Source organism: Paenibacillus sp. FSL R7-0333, assembly GCF_038000365.1.
GTDB classification, from domain to species: Bacteria; Bacillota; Bacilli; order Paenibacillales; family Paenibacillaceae; genus Paenibacillus_AQ; species Paenibacillus_AQ silagei.
The window spans coordinates 1,513,759-1,527,742 of sequence record NZ_JBBOBZ010000001.1 but is presented as its reverse complement, the minus strand read 5'-3'; the positions used below and the strand labels follow the sequence as shown (position 1 = coordinate 1,527,742).

At 53.6% G+C, this 13,984-nt stretch carries 10 protein-coding genes and 1 pseudogene; 4 read left to right on the top strand and 7 right to left on the bottom strand.

The window, feature by feature from the left end; all coding sequences use genetic code 11:
• Positions 1-754: 754 nt before the first annotated feature.
• The 7 genes from iolE to iolG form a co-directional block, all read right to left on the bottom strand.
• On the bottom strand, positions 755-1,651 hold the full coding sequence (iolE, locus tag MKY86_RS06355; protein ID WP_076076926.1) for a myo-inosose-2 dehydratase: 897 nt from the start codon (positions 1,649-1,651) through the stop codon (positions 755-757).
• A 94-nt stretch (positions 1,652-1,745) separates the two neighbouring features.
• Positions 1,746-3,692, bottom strand: coding sequence for a 3D-(3,5/4)-trihydroxycyclohexane-1,2-dione acylhydrolase (decyclizing) (gene iolD, locus MKY86_RS06350; RefSeq protein WP_076076410.1), 1,947 nt, complete (start codon positions 3,690-3,692; stop codon positions 1,746-1,748).
• Positions 3,693-3,716: 24 nt separating this feature from the next.
• On the bottom strand, positions 3,717-5,177 hold the full coding sequence (locus tag MKY86_RS06345) for a CoA-acylating methylmalonate-semialdehyde dehydrogenase (protein ID WP_076076413.1): 1,461 nt from the start codon (positions 5,175-5,177) through the stop codon (positions 3,717-3,719).
• 48 nt (positions 5,178-5,225) lie between these two features.
• A complete protein-coding gene (gene iolC, locus MKY86_RS06340) occupies positions 5,226-6,236 on the bottom strand; it encodes a 5-dehydro-2-deoxygluconokinase (protein WP_076076415.1) in 1,011 nt (336 codons plus the stop codon).
• 964 nt (positions 6,237-7,200) lie between these two features.
• Positions 7,201-8,211, bottom strand: a complete 1,011-nt coding sequence (locus tag MKY86_RS06335) for a LacI family DNA-binding transcriptional regulator (protein ID WP_076076418.1) — start codon at positions 8,209-8,211, stop codon at positions 7,201-7,203.
• A gap of 198 nt (positions 8,212-8,409) precedes the next feature.
• On the bottom strand, positions 8,410-9,249 hold the full coding sequence (gene iolB, locus MKY86_RS06330) for a 5-deoxy-glucuronate isomerase (protein ID WP_076076421.1): 840 nt from the start codon (positions 9,247-9,249) through the stop codon (positions 8,410-8,412).
• Positions 9,250-9,288: 39 nt separating this feature from the next.
• Positions 9,289-10,338, bottom strand: a complete 1,050-nt coding sequence (iolG, locus tag MKY86_RS06325) for an inositol 2-dehydrogenase (protein ID WP_076076423.1) — start codon at positions 10,336-10,338, stop codon at positions 9,289-9,291.
• A 207-nt stretch (positions 10,339-10,545) separates the two neighbouring features.
• On the opposite strand from iolG, the gene MKY86_RS06320 reads away from it, so the two are divergent.
• The 4 genes and pseudogenes from MKY86_RS06320 to MKY86_RS06305 all read left to right on the top strand — a co-directional run bounded on the left by MKY86_RS06320 (position 10,546) and on the right by MKY86_RS06305 (position 13,983).
• Positions 10,546-11,532, top strand: coding sequence for an alpha/beta hydrolase (locus tag MKY86_RS06320; protein ID WP_076076425.1), 987 nt, complete (start codon positions 10,546-10,548; stop codon positions 11,530-11,532).
• Between the two features lie 119 nt (positions 11,533-11,651).
• Entirely contained in the window at positions 11,652-12,581 is a 930-nt protein-coding gene (locus MKY86_RS06315) for an alpha/beta hydrolase family protein (protein ID WP_340826653.1), read from the top strand.
• 197 nt (positions 12,582-12,778) lie between these two features.
• Positions 12,779-12,993 (top strand): annotated as a pseudogene (locus MKY86_RS06310) (GNAT family N-acetyltransferase); the annotation flags it as partial.
• Between the two features lie 465 nt (positions 12,994-13,458).
• A complete protein-coding gene (locus tag MKY86_RS06305) occupies positions 13,459-13,983 on the top strand; it encodes a GrpB family protein (protein ID WP_076076432.1) in 525 nt (174 codons plus the stop codon).
• The last annotated feature ends 1 nt before the right edge of the window (position 13,984 follow it).

The window sequence follows — 13,984 nt, the reverse complement described above, 5'->3', positions numbered from 1 at the left end:
TCGACAACCTCCTCCACAACCATCAGAATACCCGGCCGCATCCGGCCGCTTCATATACATATCGTCCAAGGCGGCTCTGGGGCGGCTATGGACTTCAGATCTATTTCATCTGCGGCAACCGGCCATACTGACTGCCGTTCGAATTCCTGCCATTATAGCACATGCGCTTCCCCTCCAGCTAACCAGATAAAGTCAACTCCCCTCGGGCCTTTTCCCCGCCATTCTCCTGTGCTGGTGCAGGTTGTAACTGCCTCCACAAACAGTCAGTAATTAGCGCTTCAACCGCTTCGGCGGGTGCCACTGTAACTGCGCACGCACTACCTTAACAATCACAGCGGCCAACGCTGCAGTAACTGCTTCACAACCACCTTGGCATACCTCGTTAACCAACTCCGGCACTGTCTTCAACCCACTCGGCCACCACCCCTGCAACCGACTCCGGCCACAACAGGTGGATAAATGCATCTTATTTATTCAATTTATTACATTTATGCCCAAGCAAGTGGAAAAACAGCATTTAATAGTATCGATAATGGCACTTTGAATGAAATGTGATTAAATTAAGTGCTGTTTTTCCAACTGCTGTTGTACCAGGATTCATTCTTCCGGCAGCAAGTGGAGTAATTCCAACTAACTCCGCCCGTAGCTTCCACCTGATCTATGGATTTCATGAAAAAACGGAGCGCGCACAGCCGCAGCTGTGCACCCCCGCATATTCCTGCCCTTCAGACATATAGGCTGCCACCCGGATGTCCTACAAACCGCTATTTTCCCGGATATACCGCCGCGCCTTGATCGCATATTCCAGCGGATCGGCAAGCGCCGGGTCCTGCTCCGCTTCAACAACGAACCATCCCGTATAGGGCGAGGCGGCCAGTTCGGCAAAAATCTCCCCGAATGCGATGCAGCCATCGCCCGGTACGGTGAAGACTCCCGCTTTTACCGCCTGAAGGAAACTTAGCTTCTCTGCCTTCACCCTCTGGACCACCTCCGGGCGGATGTCCTTCAGATGCACATGCTTAATCCGCGGCAGATGCTCACACAGCACGTTCAGCGGATTCTCGCCGGAGAAGGCCAGATGTCCCGTATCGTATAGCAGCGAGACTTCATTAGGATCTGTAAGCTCCATCAGCCGGGCAATCTCCGCTGCGGTCTGTACCCCGGTGCCCATGTGATGGTGATAGACCAGCGTCATGCCCTTCTCAGCCGCCAGCCGTCCCAGCCCGCTAAGACCCTCTGCGAGCGTGGTCCATTCGCTATCGGTAAATACCGGCTTGTCAGCGAACAGCGGCGTATCCATCTGCCCTTGAATGCTCCGGCCCTGCTCGGATACGACAATGACCTTCGCACCCATCTCATGCAGGAAATCCCGGTGCGCACGGAAGGCTTTCGCTGTCTCCTCATACGGACGCACCGTCAGGAAGGCGCTGAACCAGGCACTGGCGATACTCAGACCGCGCAGTTCCAGTGCCTTGTGCAAAAGCTCCGGGGAACGCGGATACTTGTTGCCCACCTCGCTGCCCTCATATCCGGCAAGCGCCATCTCGCTGATGCATTGCTCAAACGTATTGCCGCCACCCAGCTCAGGCATATCATCATTCGTCCAGGCAATCGGAGCGATCGCCAGCCGGACGGCATTGTCTCTGAACATGCTCATGTTCTACCCCTTCCACAATCCCAAGTATGGCAGAATCCTTGATCCACTGTGCGCCGTCTGCCTTGGTTCGCGCACATGCAGCGCCCGCTTAGTAGCTCCGGGCTTTCTTGAGTCCGCTGTGCTTCCGGTCATAAGCCTCCTGTACCGCTTCCTTGCCGGACACTTCTGCAACCCCGACATTCCACCAGGCTCCATAGCCATGGGTCATCGTCTTCGGCAGCACTTTGATGTCGATCAGCGTGGAGCGTTCCGATTGGCGGGCCGCCGCCAGGGCCGTGCGAAGCTCCTGGGCTGTAGACGCGCGGAAGGTCTGCACCCCATAACCGGCCGCACTCGCCGCATAGTCGATCTGCATCAGCTCACCACTGAGCTGGCCGTCCGCACCCCGGTGGCGGAATTCTGTGGCCATGCTGTCCATTCCCTGCTCCATCTGCAGGTTATTAATACAGCCGAAGCCTGCATTATCCAGCAGAAGGACGTTGATCTTCCGGTTCTCCTGCAAGCTGGTTACCAGCTCGGAATGCAGCATCTGGTAGCTGCCGTCCCCGACCAACGCGTAGACTTCACGCCCCGGCTCAGCCAGCTTGATGCCCAGCGCCCCGGCAATCTCATAGCCCATACACGAGAAGCCATATTCCATATGATAGGTATCCGGCACCTCCGAGTTCCACATCCGCTGCATATCTCCCGGCAGACTGCCCGCCGCTCCAATGACAATCGCATCCTGCGGAATCGCTTCATTAATGATCCCCAACACCTGCGTCTGGGTCAGCGAAGTACCTAGCACCTCTGCATATTCCGGGAGCTTCTCATCGAGCTGTCCGGCTACTTCCGGGGTGAACGCACCTGTGTTGCCGGTGTTCGCCGGATACTCCACGCCAGCTAAGCGTTCTCTCTCCGCAGCCCACGATTTCTTCGCCTGGGCGATCTCATCCGTATACGCAGAGCGGTATCCCCGCTCTTCCAGCGCTGCGGCTAAGGCGTTCAAGCCTTCGGCAGCATCGCAGACCACCGCAAGCGCATCCAGCTTGGCCGCATGATATGGCGAGGCGTTCAGCGTCAGGAATTCCACCTCAGGATGACTGAACAGACTCTTCGAGGCGGTGGTGAAGTCCGTAAACCGGGTGCCGACGCCGATCACCAGATCGGCCTCCGGGGCCAGCGCATTCGCGCAGCCGTTGCCGGTGACGCCGATGCCGCCGAGGTTGTACTCGAAGCTGCTGGCTACGGCGCTTTTGCCGGCCTGGGTCTCTCCGAACGGAATGGCGAATTTCTCGGCAAAAGCGCGCAGCGCCGCTCCGGCATCCCCATACCGGACACCCCCGCCGCAGACCAGCAGCGGCCGCTGCTTGCTGGCGATCAGCTCAGCCGCAGCCGCGATCTCCTGTGGATGAGGCAGCCGGGCGATGACCCGGTGAATCCGCTTGCGGAAGAAATCAGCTGGATACTCCCAGGCTTCGCCCTGCACATCCTGCGGCAGCGCAATCGTAACCGCCCCGGTATCTCCCGGATCCGTCAGTACCCGCATCGCGTTCAGCATGGCCGACATCAGCTGCTCCGGCCGGGTGACACGGTCCCAGTATTTGCTGACCGCCTTGAAGGCGTCATTGACCGTGATCGACAAGTTATACGTATGCTCCATCTGCTGGAGCACCGGGTCAGGCTGGCGGGTAGCGAAGGTATCTCCCGGCAGCAGCAGCACAGGAATCTGATTCGCCGTTGCTGTTGCAGCAGCCGTCAGCATATTAGCAGCCCCCGGCCCTACTGAAGCCGTACAGGCCATAATCTTCCGTCTGCGGCTCTGCTTGGCGAACGCGGTTGCCGCGTGAACCATCCCTTGCTCATTGCGTCCCTGATACACCGTCAGCTCTCCCGGTGCCTCCTGCAGCGCCTGCCCCAATCCAAGTACATTGCCATGCCCGAACACGGTGAATACCCCGTGCACGAAGCGTTCCGGCCCGCCGCCGTAATCCACATACTGCTGATTCAGAAATTTAACCAGCGCCTGCGCTGTCGTTAATCGGATACGTTCCACTTCATGTTCCTCCCTTCGCCTTGTCTACTGCCAGCGGGCAGTGACGACTTTTTTGCGCGTATAGAATTCTACCCCGTCGCTTCCGTTCGCATGAAGATCGCCGTAGAACGAATCCTTCCAGCCCGAGAACGGGAAGAACGCCATCGGAGCCGGTACGCCCACATTGACACCCAGCATGCCGGACTCGATGTTCTCGCGGAAATAGCGGACTTTCCCGCCATCATTCGTAAAGATACAAGCTCCGTTCGCAAACCGCGAGCGATTCGCAATCTCCACCGCCTCGGCCACATCCTTCACCCGGATCACCGACAGCACCGGCGCAAAAATCTCCTCCTGCCAGATCTTCATCTCCTCCGTCACCCCGTCGAACAGCGTAGGCCCGATGAAATAACCCTCGCCCTGCACCGCAGCATCCTCCCGGCCATCCCTGAGCAGCTTCGCGCCTTCGGCGATGCCCTGTTCAATGTAGCTAACCGTCCGTTCTTTATGGCCTTGACGGATCACCGGCCCAAGGAACGTATCCTCCTCCAGACCGTTCCCGATGGTCATGCTGTTGCACTCCCGCAGCAGGATCGAGATCAGCTCATCGGCGACTTCCTCCTGTACCGTTACCACCGAGCAGGCCATGCAGCGTTCCCCGGCAGAGCCGAAGGCCGCATTCACAATCTGGGAGGCCGAGGCCTCCAGGTTCGCGTCCGCCAGTACGATGGAGTGGTTCTTCGCTCCGGCTAGCGCCTGGACACGCTTCAGATGGTCCGTTCCTTTTTTGTATACATATTCCGCCACCGGCTGCGATCCGACAAAAGAAATCGCCTTCACATCCGGGTGCTCCAGCAGCCCGTTCACCACCTCATGCGCGCCGTTCACCACATTCAGCACACCGTTAGGCAGTCCGGCTTCCTCCAGCAGCTCCGCAAGGCGGGCCGCCAGCAGCGGTGTACGCTCCGATGGCTTCAGCACAAAGGTGTTGCCGCAGGCAATCGCCAGCGGGAACATCCAGCAAGGCACCATCATCGGGAAATTGAACGGGGTAATCCCGCCAACCACTCCAATCGGATAGCGGTACATGCCTGACTCAATGCCAGTCGCAATATCCGGCAGCTGCCGGCCCATCATCAGTGTCGGAGCACCTGCTGCGAATTCTACGCATTCAATGCCGCGCTGGACCTCGCCGTAGGCTTCTTTGAAGCTTTTACCGTTCTCCAGGGTGATGATCTTCGCAAGCTTCTCCCAATTCTCGACCAACAGCTGCTGATATTTGAACAGAATCCGTGCTCTGCGCGGCACCGGTGTTGCGGACCAGCCTGCAAAAGCTGCCTTAGCCGCTGCCACCGCCCGGTCCACATCGGCTCTGCCGGATAGAGGCGTTCTGCCCAGCAGCTCGCCTGTGGCCGGATTCACTACCGGCTCCGTCTGCTCCGTATCGGCTGCTACCCATTGCCCGTTGATATAATTTTTGAGTACTTGTGCCGTTTGCTCTGTCATTTATGTCCACTCCTTCTGTTCTATATAAAGTCTGCTGACTAACCTTACTTATTGCGCTCCTGCTGTAACCTCCTCGTTGGTTCGCAGGAATTCCTCCAGCTCCTCCAGGGTTGGCATAGCATCGGAGCAGCTGTGGCGGGAGATGACAATCGAGGCCGAGGCACTACCGCGCCGCATCGCCTCACTGACACTGTGCCCGCTCATCAGACTGTGGATGAAGGCTGACGCATAGGAATCGCCTGCACCGAACGTCTTGAGCACTTTTGCCGGGAAAATCCCGCTCCGGTGGCTCTGCCCATCCGCTGTATAGCCGATCGAGCCGCTGCCGCCGTGCTTGATGACCACCAGCTCTGCCTGATGCGAGAACCAGCGGGCTGCTGTGGCCCGATCATCCGCGCCTGCCAGATTGTAAAGATTCTCCATCATATCGAATTCTTCGCGCGTGCCGATGATGCAGTGGCTTTTCTCGGCAGCAAGATTATAGTAGACCGCCGTTTCAGCGGCTGATGTCCAGGTATAAGGGCGGTAATCGAGATCGAAGAACACGGTCACGTTATGCTTGCGGGCAAATTCCAATGCCAGGAACACCGCTTCACGGGAGGGGCTCTGGGCCAGCGCCGTACCGGAGATGAGCAGCGCCTTGGAGCTGGCGATGTACTCCTCCGAGATCTCCTCTGTATTCAGCAGCAGATCGGCCACATGGTCGCGGTACATCAGAATGCTGCACTCCTGCGGGCTCTTAATTTCGGTAAAAGCCAGCCCCGTCACTGCACCCGTCCGGTCCACGCAGACCTGGCTGTCGTCGATGCCATCCTTGCGCAGATAGCTGCGGATGAACCTGCCCATCTGGTCGTCGGCCAGCTTGCCGATGAAGCCTGTACGCATGCCGAGCCGCGCTGCACCAATGATAATATTGGCCGGAGAGCCGCCGACATATTTGGTGAAGGTCATCGTCTCTTCCATCGGCCGCCCGGTCTCATTGGCGTTCAAATCAATACACAACCGGCCAACAGCAACTACATCCAGCCGCCGGTCAGGGTCGAACTGTAAACCGTTCATAGTGATGCCTCCTTGATCAAGCTAGGGAAAAGGTAGTTCGTTCGGTAACACGAATGGCTGTAAAACGTCATGAATTGGACAATGAAGATGTGAATCGAGCAATGAAGGTTAATTAGAAACTCAAGATGTAAATCGCACAATCAAAAGGTTAGTTTGATATGCCGCTGTAAGAGTCGCTTGGCGTGTGGATTGAGTATTTCAATGATTAATCTTTTCCATGGTTGAGCTGGTGATGAATGAATATTGATCGTTAGCTTGGCTGGATCATTGAGTTACTTGTAAATGCAACTTGGAGCAGATAGGAATGCTGTTTGAAGCAGATCCGGATGCCATTCGGAACAGATTATTTCACTATTTCTTTTGGGGAGAGGGTAAGCGCTTAACCTAATTTTCTACTTTAGTATAGTTTAGAAGCTCGCTTTTGGCAATCCTCAATTTGAAAGCGATCTCAAAAATCAGGGTGAAGGAATTGAAGGGGAACCTCGCCCCCCGGAAAAACAGGTGGAAAAACGCAGCTTAATTTCTCGTTTTTTGATACTTAGGAGCAAGCAAGTGGAAAAAAAGCAACTACTGTGATTGATTTTGCAGCCAAGGTGGATGTCGGGATTATTTAAGTGCCATTTTTCCAACTACTGCTCCTCCGGCGGGCAATCGTTCGCCAGTAGCTGTAGTAAATCCACTTGTTCTCCGGCTTAGCACACGTTGTTGCTTAATGGGCAGACTGGGCTAGCCAATTGTATTCGGTTTTTCGCTTACATTCCGCACGCACGCCCCCCGCAATACCCATTGTATTCGGTTTTTCGCTTACATTCCGCACGCACTCGCCCCCCCCCCCATTCTATTCGGTTTTTCGCATCCCTCCGGCACACTCCCCCACACATCTCGCTCTTCCCCCACTACAGCACGCAAAAAAAGACCCGCTCCCAGCCGCAGCCGGAACAGGTCTTGAATAGATAGTGTGTGGTTAGTGCGGAACCGGACCCGTCGAATGACGGATGACAAGTTCGGGCATCAGCATGATTTTGCGCTTGGGGCTGGTGGGGTTACTGATTGATTCATTCAGCAGAAGCATCGCCTGCTCGGTCATCTCGCGCAGAGGCTGGGCGATACTGGTCAGCGAGGGATGGCAGATTTCGGCCAGCATCGTATTGTCGAAGCCTACTACGGACAGGTCGCGGGGAATGGACAGGCCGGCACTGCGCGCCTCCTTGAGCACCCCGATCGCCAGCAGATCATTGCAGCCAAAGATGGCGGTCGGGCGTATGTTCTGTGCCTGGTTCAACATTTCTGCTGCTGCCGTACGCCCGTTCTCCAGCGTTGCCGAGGTGTGGATCATATTCGCCGGATTGTCAAAAGAAATCCCGGCCGCCTTCAGCGCATCCAGGAACCCCTCCACCCGCAGCCTGCTCCCCGGCAGATTGTCAGAGATCACTCCCAGCCTGCGGTGACCGAGGGACAGCAAATATTCTGTAGCCTGATAGCCGCCCTTGTAATCATCGACGGTGACACTGTTGCCCTCCAGCATACGGATATCGGCTGAGAACAGTACGAGCGGCACATGATCGGCCACCATTCCGCGAATCAGCTCAGGATTCCCCGTATGAGAGGCAATAATCAGGCCATCCACCCGTTTGCGCAGCAGGAGCGAGATGTACCGGGCCGCCTTCTCATCGCTGCGGTCCGTACTGCACACGATTAAGTCGCTGCCCTGCTCCTGAGCGTAATCCTCGATACCGCGGGCCGTCTCCGCAAAAAAAGGATTGGCAATATCGGGGATCATCAGCCCGATGGTACCCGTCCGGCGGCTGGTCAACGCAGAAGCTACCAGACTGGGCTGGTAGTTCAGCTCCTCCATGACCCGCCCTACCTTTTCCCGCGTCTTGTCGCTGATCCGGCCGCTTTTATTCAATACCTTGGACACCGTAGCGATAGAGACGCCTGCTTCCCGTGCCACATCATAGATCGTAGGTTTCATCGTTATTAAGCCCGCCTTTGCGTTCATGCCTTCTTATCCTTCGATTATAAGGAAGTCCTCCCACGCTGTCTATCTATCGGGTATGTGTGTCTTTTACAGACCAGCTAGTTCAAAAAGGCTCCCGCTGCGCGGAAGCCCCATAATCATCCATTCACTTGTCTGCCAAGCTGGATAACCTTCTACCCTAATCGACTCTATTCACTCTGCTGCTGACGCAGCCGCAGGCACGCTCTGTCCCGGCTTGAACAGCCACTCATGATCGGGATCATTGTGGAATACCCATGTGCGCACCGGTCCGGCCATGACGTTAAGATAATACGAATCATATCCCGGCGGTGCTGAGACAGGATGATAGCCCTCCGGCACAAGCACAATGCTCTTATCCGGAACAGCAATAGTCTCGTCGAGGCTGCGGTCATCATTATAGACCCGCTGCACCACGAAACCGTGGGCGGGATTGACCCGGTGATAGTACGTCTCCTCCAGATAGGATTCGGCCGGCAGGTTATCCTGGTCATGCTTGTGCGGCGGATAGCTGGACCAATTGCCGCCGCCCGTGCGCACCTCGACCACCAGCAGGCTCTCGGCCACACTCTGCTCAGGCAGGATATTAACAACCTTGCGTGACATACTGCCATAGCCGCGATCCTCGATTGCCGCATCTGACGGGGTAATCAGCCGTGCCGGATATTTGCCGCTTCCCGGAGCAAGACAGACTCCAAGCTCCAGCTCTGTCAGTGCAGTAACCTCATAATGCGCTCCCGCCGGAACATACACAGCATAAGGAGCCATATCTTCAAAGACTGACATGCGTCCGCCGATATCGGCGAACCGCTCGCCATCCACCTCTATATCTGCTTTGCCCGCCAGCAGTACCAAACAGACTTCATTCTCTTCGCTATCACGCTCCAGGGTAGCCCCGGCTTGCAATTGGTACACCTCGAACCCGACATACTTCCATCCGGCACTCTCGGGGCTGACCGCAGCGATACAGCCATCCTTATCCGGCGCTCCGGCCTTAATCAGTAGATCAGACATCCTCGTTCATCCTCCTCTGTCTTCAGAATCTGTATCCGCTTACAAGGACTGCAGTTCAGAAAATCCTGCTTCCGCAGCAGTTACAGACAGCTTGACGGGAAGTCCGCTCAGATACGATTCTCTGGCAGCTTCAGCAATGAGCTGTGCGGCTTCGCCGTCACGGCCGCTGCAGATCACCGGCTCCTGTAGCCGCACGGAACGGGCGAACGCAGCAATCTCCTCCGTGAATGCCTGGTTATAGCGCTCCAGGAAGAAATGCTCCGGCTGATCGCGGGTGACCGAAGTCGCGGTGGATACTTCCACTGTTGTCGGGCGGCAGTTGTCTGCCGTCGCCGAACCCAGCGTTCCGAAGACCTCGACCCGTTGATCATAGCCATATACAGCCTGCCGGCTGTTGTCGATCACGCAGATCGCCCCGTTCACGAACGTCAGTGTAATGACGGCGGTGTCCACATCCCCGCAACGGCCGAACATCGGATCAATCAGGTTCGCCCCCCGGGTGTAGACCTCAGCCACTTCACTGCCTACCAGATAACGGGCCATATCGAAATCATGAATCGTCATATCCATGAACATCCCACCGGAAGAACGTACATAAGCTTCACCGGGAGGCTGCGGGTCACGTGAGGTAATCTTCACAATATGAGGATTCCCCAGCTCTCCGGACTGAACCAGCCGCTTCAGCTTGCGGAAGCTGGGGTCCATCCGGCGGTTGAAGCCGACTTGCAGCAGCACGCCAGCGTCCTCTGCCGCCTGCAAAGCGCGCTGGGTCTCTTCCGAGGAGAGGCTGATCGGCTTCTCACAAAAAATATGTTTGCCCGCGCGCGCAGCCCGCTCAATCCAGGACGCATGCGAATCAGTCGGCGTGCAGATGAACACCGCTTCAATCTCAGGATCATTCAGTATATCTTCACCCGCAGCAAAAACAGAGCCAAGCCCCCTGCTCTCTGCCCAGGCCAGCAATTCCTCACTCATCATAGCTTCAGCTATGGACTTCAGCTTGAACGACGGCATCGCACGCAGATTATCTGCGTGGAGGCGGCCAATTCTTCCCGCTCCGATAATGCCAACTACAATCGGTTTAACCATGTTCGCTTATCCTCCTCAGAGGGTAAGCGCTTAACCTTCCCGAGAATAGTATACTTCATGCCCGGGAAAGCTTCAAGCAAATCTTTTCTCAAAAAGATCAGATAAGCGTAAGCCGAAATAAAATAGGAAATAGATACAGTAAGATTTCTCTTTAACACCCCATGAATTCCTATATTATCTAAGCTAGAACAGCAAATGAGGTGACTTATGAGCAAAATTAATTTTACCGAAAGCCTGCTTCGTGTCATTATTTCTCTGATCGGACTTCCATTCACAGGGATTCAAGCGGCTCTTTCCAGATACCTTCTGTATAAATATAAAGCTCCAGGAGAAAAGATTTCAGTTGGCTCACATCATCTCCATGCGATGGTTACCGGCAGCAACACAAGTAATCTTCCGACGATTCTATTAGAAGCAGGAATGGGTGGTTGTGCTCTGGATTGGTCATTGGTTCAACCCGCATTAGCCAAGCATACCAAGGTCCTCTCCTATGACCGGGCCGGTTTCGGTTGGAGCACTACACCTATCAGTGAGCCGACTTGCGAAGGCTATGTTCGTGATTTGCGGGAATTATTGACGCAGCTTGAATTAGAACCCCCATACATTCTTGTAGGGCACTCCTATGGCGGAATGATCATGCGGCTGTTTGCTTCTAAGTATCCTGAAGAGGTCTCCGGGATTATTCTTGTGGACTCCACACATGAGCAAAGATTCATAGAATCCACTTTTAATCAAATCAGATATGAAGAACGGCTGCGGCACCTGAGACGACTAAGAATGGGTTATCTTTTATCCCCTATTGGGTTGCCCCGTCTATTAAAACAACCTATTGGTGCCAAACGGCTGCCTCCACCAGTTCAACATACAGTGAATACACTCGGATATCGAAATAATGCGTATAAAGCGGCCTATCTGGAATCTCTCTGCACTATAGAAAGTGCCCTCCAATTAATAGAGTCAGAGCCTTTAGTTCCGGAATTACCAATCATCTTATTATCTGCCGGAAGGCAGAATGAGGATTGGCAACAAGCGCAGAAGAAGCTCCTCCAGTTAACCGCAAAAACCCGGCAGATCGTGATAGAGGACAGCTGGCATTCCATTCAACTATATAATCCGCAAGCTGTCGTAGATTCGGTACTGAGTTTATTAAGAGATAATCATCGCAACCAAACAGACAAGTGGGCGTCTATTTAGTAGGAATATATATCCATTAAGAAAGGTGAGCTAACATGATCGGGAGATTCATAAGGGTTCTGGAAGGAAGTTCCAGACTCGTTATTAGTATTTTTCATCCAGCCATCGGGGGAGAACCGGTGAAGGGTATCGACCTGTACGCACCTTGCCAGGCTGAGGCAGCTAAGCTTTTGACAGAGATGGGCGTGGATCTGGACAACTTGAATATTACCAGTGTAACAACCAACGGGGCCATAGCTCCAAAACAGGGAGGGTATCCCGTCGTCCTCTTCTCCCCTGGATTTGGTGTTGAACGCGATATGTATCTCGGAGTGATTTCCAAGTTAGTCTCCAAAAACTACGTGGTAATTACGATTAGCGCCCCGCATGAGTCTGTCTTCACCGTATTTCCAGATGGCAGCTATCTCAAGCAGGCACCAGAAATGGCGGAGCTGGCAAGCAGCGACTACACCAGTTGGTCCCGTCTGCTCCTCAACCGGGTTCAATACATAAACGCAGTTATGGACATTCTTGAGACGCTTAACTGCTCCGATGATGCTGAGCTCGCCGGGCTGTTCGACCTGGATAAGGTTGCTGTCATGGGACATTCGCTCGGAGGTGCCGCCTCCCTGGAGGCCGCCAAGCAGGATCACCGGATCAAGGCGGCTGTCCTGCTCGATCCCAGTTTTCACCTCATACGCCGCGAAGACGTACAGTCTTCTGTTCCAGTTTTGCTGCTGCGGCAAGAAGCTTCGGCGTACCGGGAGATGGCAGCATCTATGAATGAGATCATTGCATACGATTACATCGATGGGCAGCGCTATGCCTTCAACTCTCTGAATAATGCCCATTTCTATCAGGTAAAAGGGGCTCAGCACATGTCGTTTTCGGATATTCCGCTTCATTACGGTGATCATCACGCAGTTCCCATTCATACGGTTACCGCAGAAGCTGCAACCGCATTTATGGAGGCGGTCTTTTGTAAGGGTGAGGCGGGCCGAAATTTCGCTTTACAGTCTGGAGAAACCGTCGTTCCCATCAACGCAGAGGGTGAACCTGTAGGAACTTAGCACGAAGACACCCTGCACATGACGGACCCTCTTAGATTAGTTGCAGGGGCAGTATTGCTTAATTTTAAATGTTCTTTACAGCTAAATACGGGTACTCAATGATACACTTAGGCTATCCTAACTCTTGCTTGAAGGAGTGCTCCAAATGCAATTACAAATAGTGAAAGTGCCCGGCACAAACGATACATCTTATGTTACAGGACTACAGGAAATTCGGATATGGAAAGAAACTGCTGCTCGAAGCCGAAAAAATGGCTAAAGAAAAAAATGTGATTTCATCAAATTAGACACCCTAAGCTTTCAGGCATTGGATTTTTACTTAAAGCTAGGGTTTGAAGTGTTCGGAACGATACATAACGCCGGCAGTTACTCTCACTATTATTTGACCAAAGAACTCTCTCAAAACAGTTAATTCGTTAGCCAGCGCTTAGGCTAGCAAGCCTACGTCTATTTAATTGGGAAAAGCAGATTGGAAATTAAAGGTGTTGCCGGAAGCATCTAAGAGAAGGATAGATCACTTATGAAAGCTAATAGGAATATAGCACTTATTCTTAGTTTCATCGCCTTAACTGGAGGCATGTTCATCTCGTCGCTGATTGGTGTTGTCTTTGGAATCATTAGTATAGCTTTGAGTTTGCAACAAATGAAGGCTGATAGAAAGAAATCCTTGATCGCTATAATAATCAGCACAATTGCAATGTTAATTCCAATAATCCTGGCGGTCACTCTAGCCACTATACTCGATGAGTAGGATAACGCGGGAGTATTTTCATAAGGGTGCTGTGTCTCGAAATGTAGCATTACAGCCTAGCGAAACCGATGTTCCAATCAACTCAGAGGATGATCCTGTAGTAACTGTATCGTAGGAGGATTTTTCATGAAAGTTAGACTAAGCGATTATAATCCGGACTGGGTTAACCGTTACCAAGAGGAAGCTTCGTTTTTAACTACAATATTTGCGGATGAAATCGTACGTTTTGAGCATTTTGGCAGCACCTCAGTACCCGGTTTAAAAGCTAAACCCGTCATTGATATGATGTGTATTGTAAAAGACATTAGCAACATTGACTCCTATAACAATAAGATGAATGGGCTTGGATATGATGTAGCCGGAGATTGGGGGATTCCCGGCAGAAGGCTATTCCGCAAGGGCGGAGAGGCAAGGACGCATCATATTCATTGTTATCAGGCAGACAACCCTCAGATTGAACGGCATCTCGTGTTCAGAGATTATTTAAGAGCCCATCCGGCGGAAGCGGCAAGATACAGTCAGTTCAAACAAGAATTAGCGGATCACTTCGAGGATACCAGCCAGTACGGACCGGCCAAAAAAGCATTTGTGAGCTCGATGGAACAACAGGCGCTTTCCTGGTACGCAAGCCTGCGTTCTGATGCGAGGTGAG

Excerpts from the sequence above, each read along its gene's own strand:
- iolE (WP_076076926.1), bottom strand. The coding sequence starts at position 1,651 with ATGTTCAGAGACAATGCCGTCCGGCTGGCGATCGCTCCGATTGCCTGG.
- MKY86_RS06345 (WP_076076413.1), bottom strand. The coding sequence starts at position 5,177 with ATGACAGAGCAAACGGCACAAGTACTCAAAAATTATATCAACGGGCAA.
- iolC (WP_076076415.1), bottom strand. The coding sequence starts at position 6,236 with ATGAACGGTTTACAGTTCGACCCTGACCGGCGGCTGGATGTAGTTGCT.
- MKY86_RS06335 (WP_076076418.1), bottom strand. The coding sequence starts at position 8,211 with ATGAAACCTACGATCTATGATGTGGCACGGGAAGCAGGCGTCTCTATC.
- iolB (WP_076076421.1), bottom strand. The coding sequence starts at position 9,249 with ATGTCTGATCTACTGATTAAGGCCGGAGCGCCGGATAAGGATGGCTGT.
- iolG (WP_076076423.1), bottom strand. The coding sequence starts at position 10,338 with ATGGTTAAACCGATTGTAGTTGGCATTATCGGAGCGGGAAGAATTGGC.
- MKY86_RS06320 (WP_076076425.1), top strand. The coding sequence starts at position 10,546 with ATGAGCAAAATTAATTTTACCGAAAGCCTGCTTCGTGTCATTATTTCT.
- MKY86_RS06305 (WP_076076432.1), top strand. The coding sequence starts at position 13,459 with ATGAAAGTTAGACTAAGCGATTATAATCCGGACTGGGTTAACCGTTAC.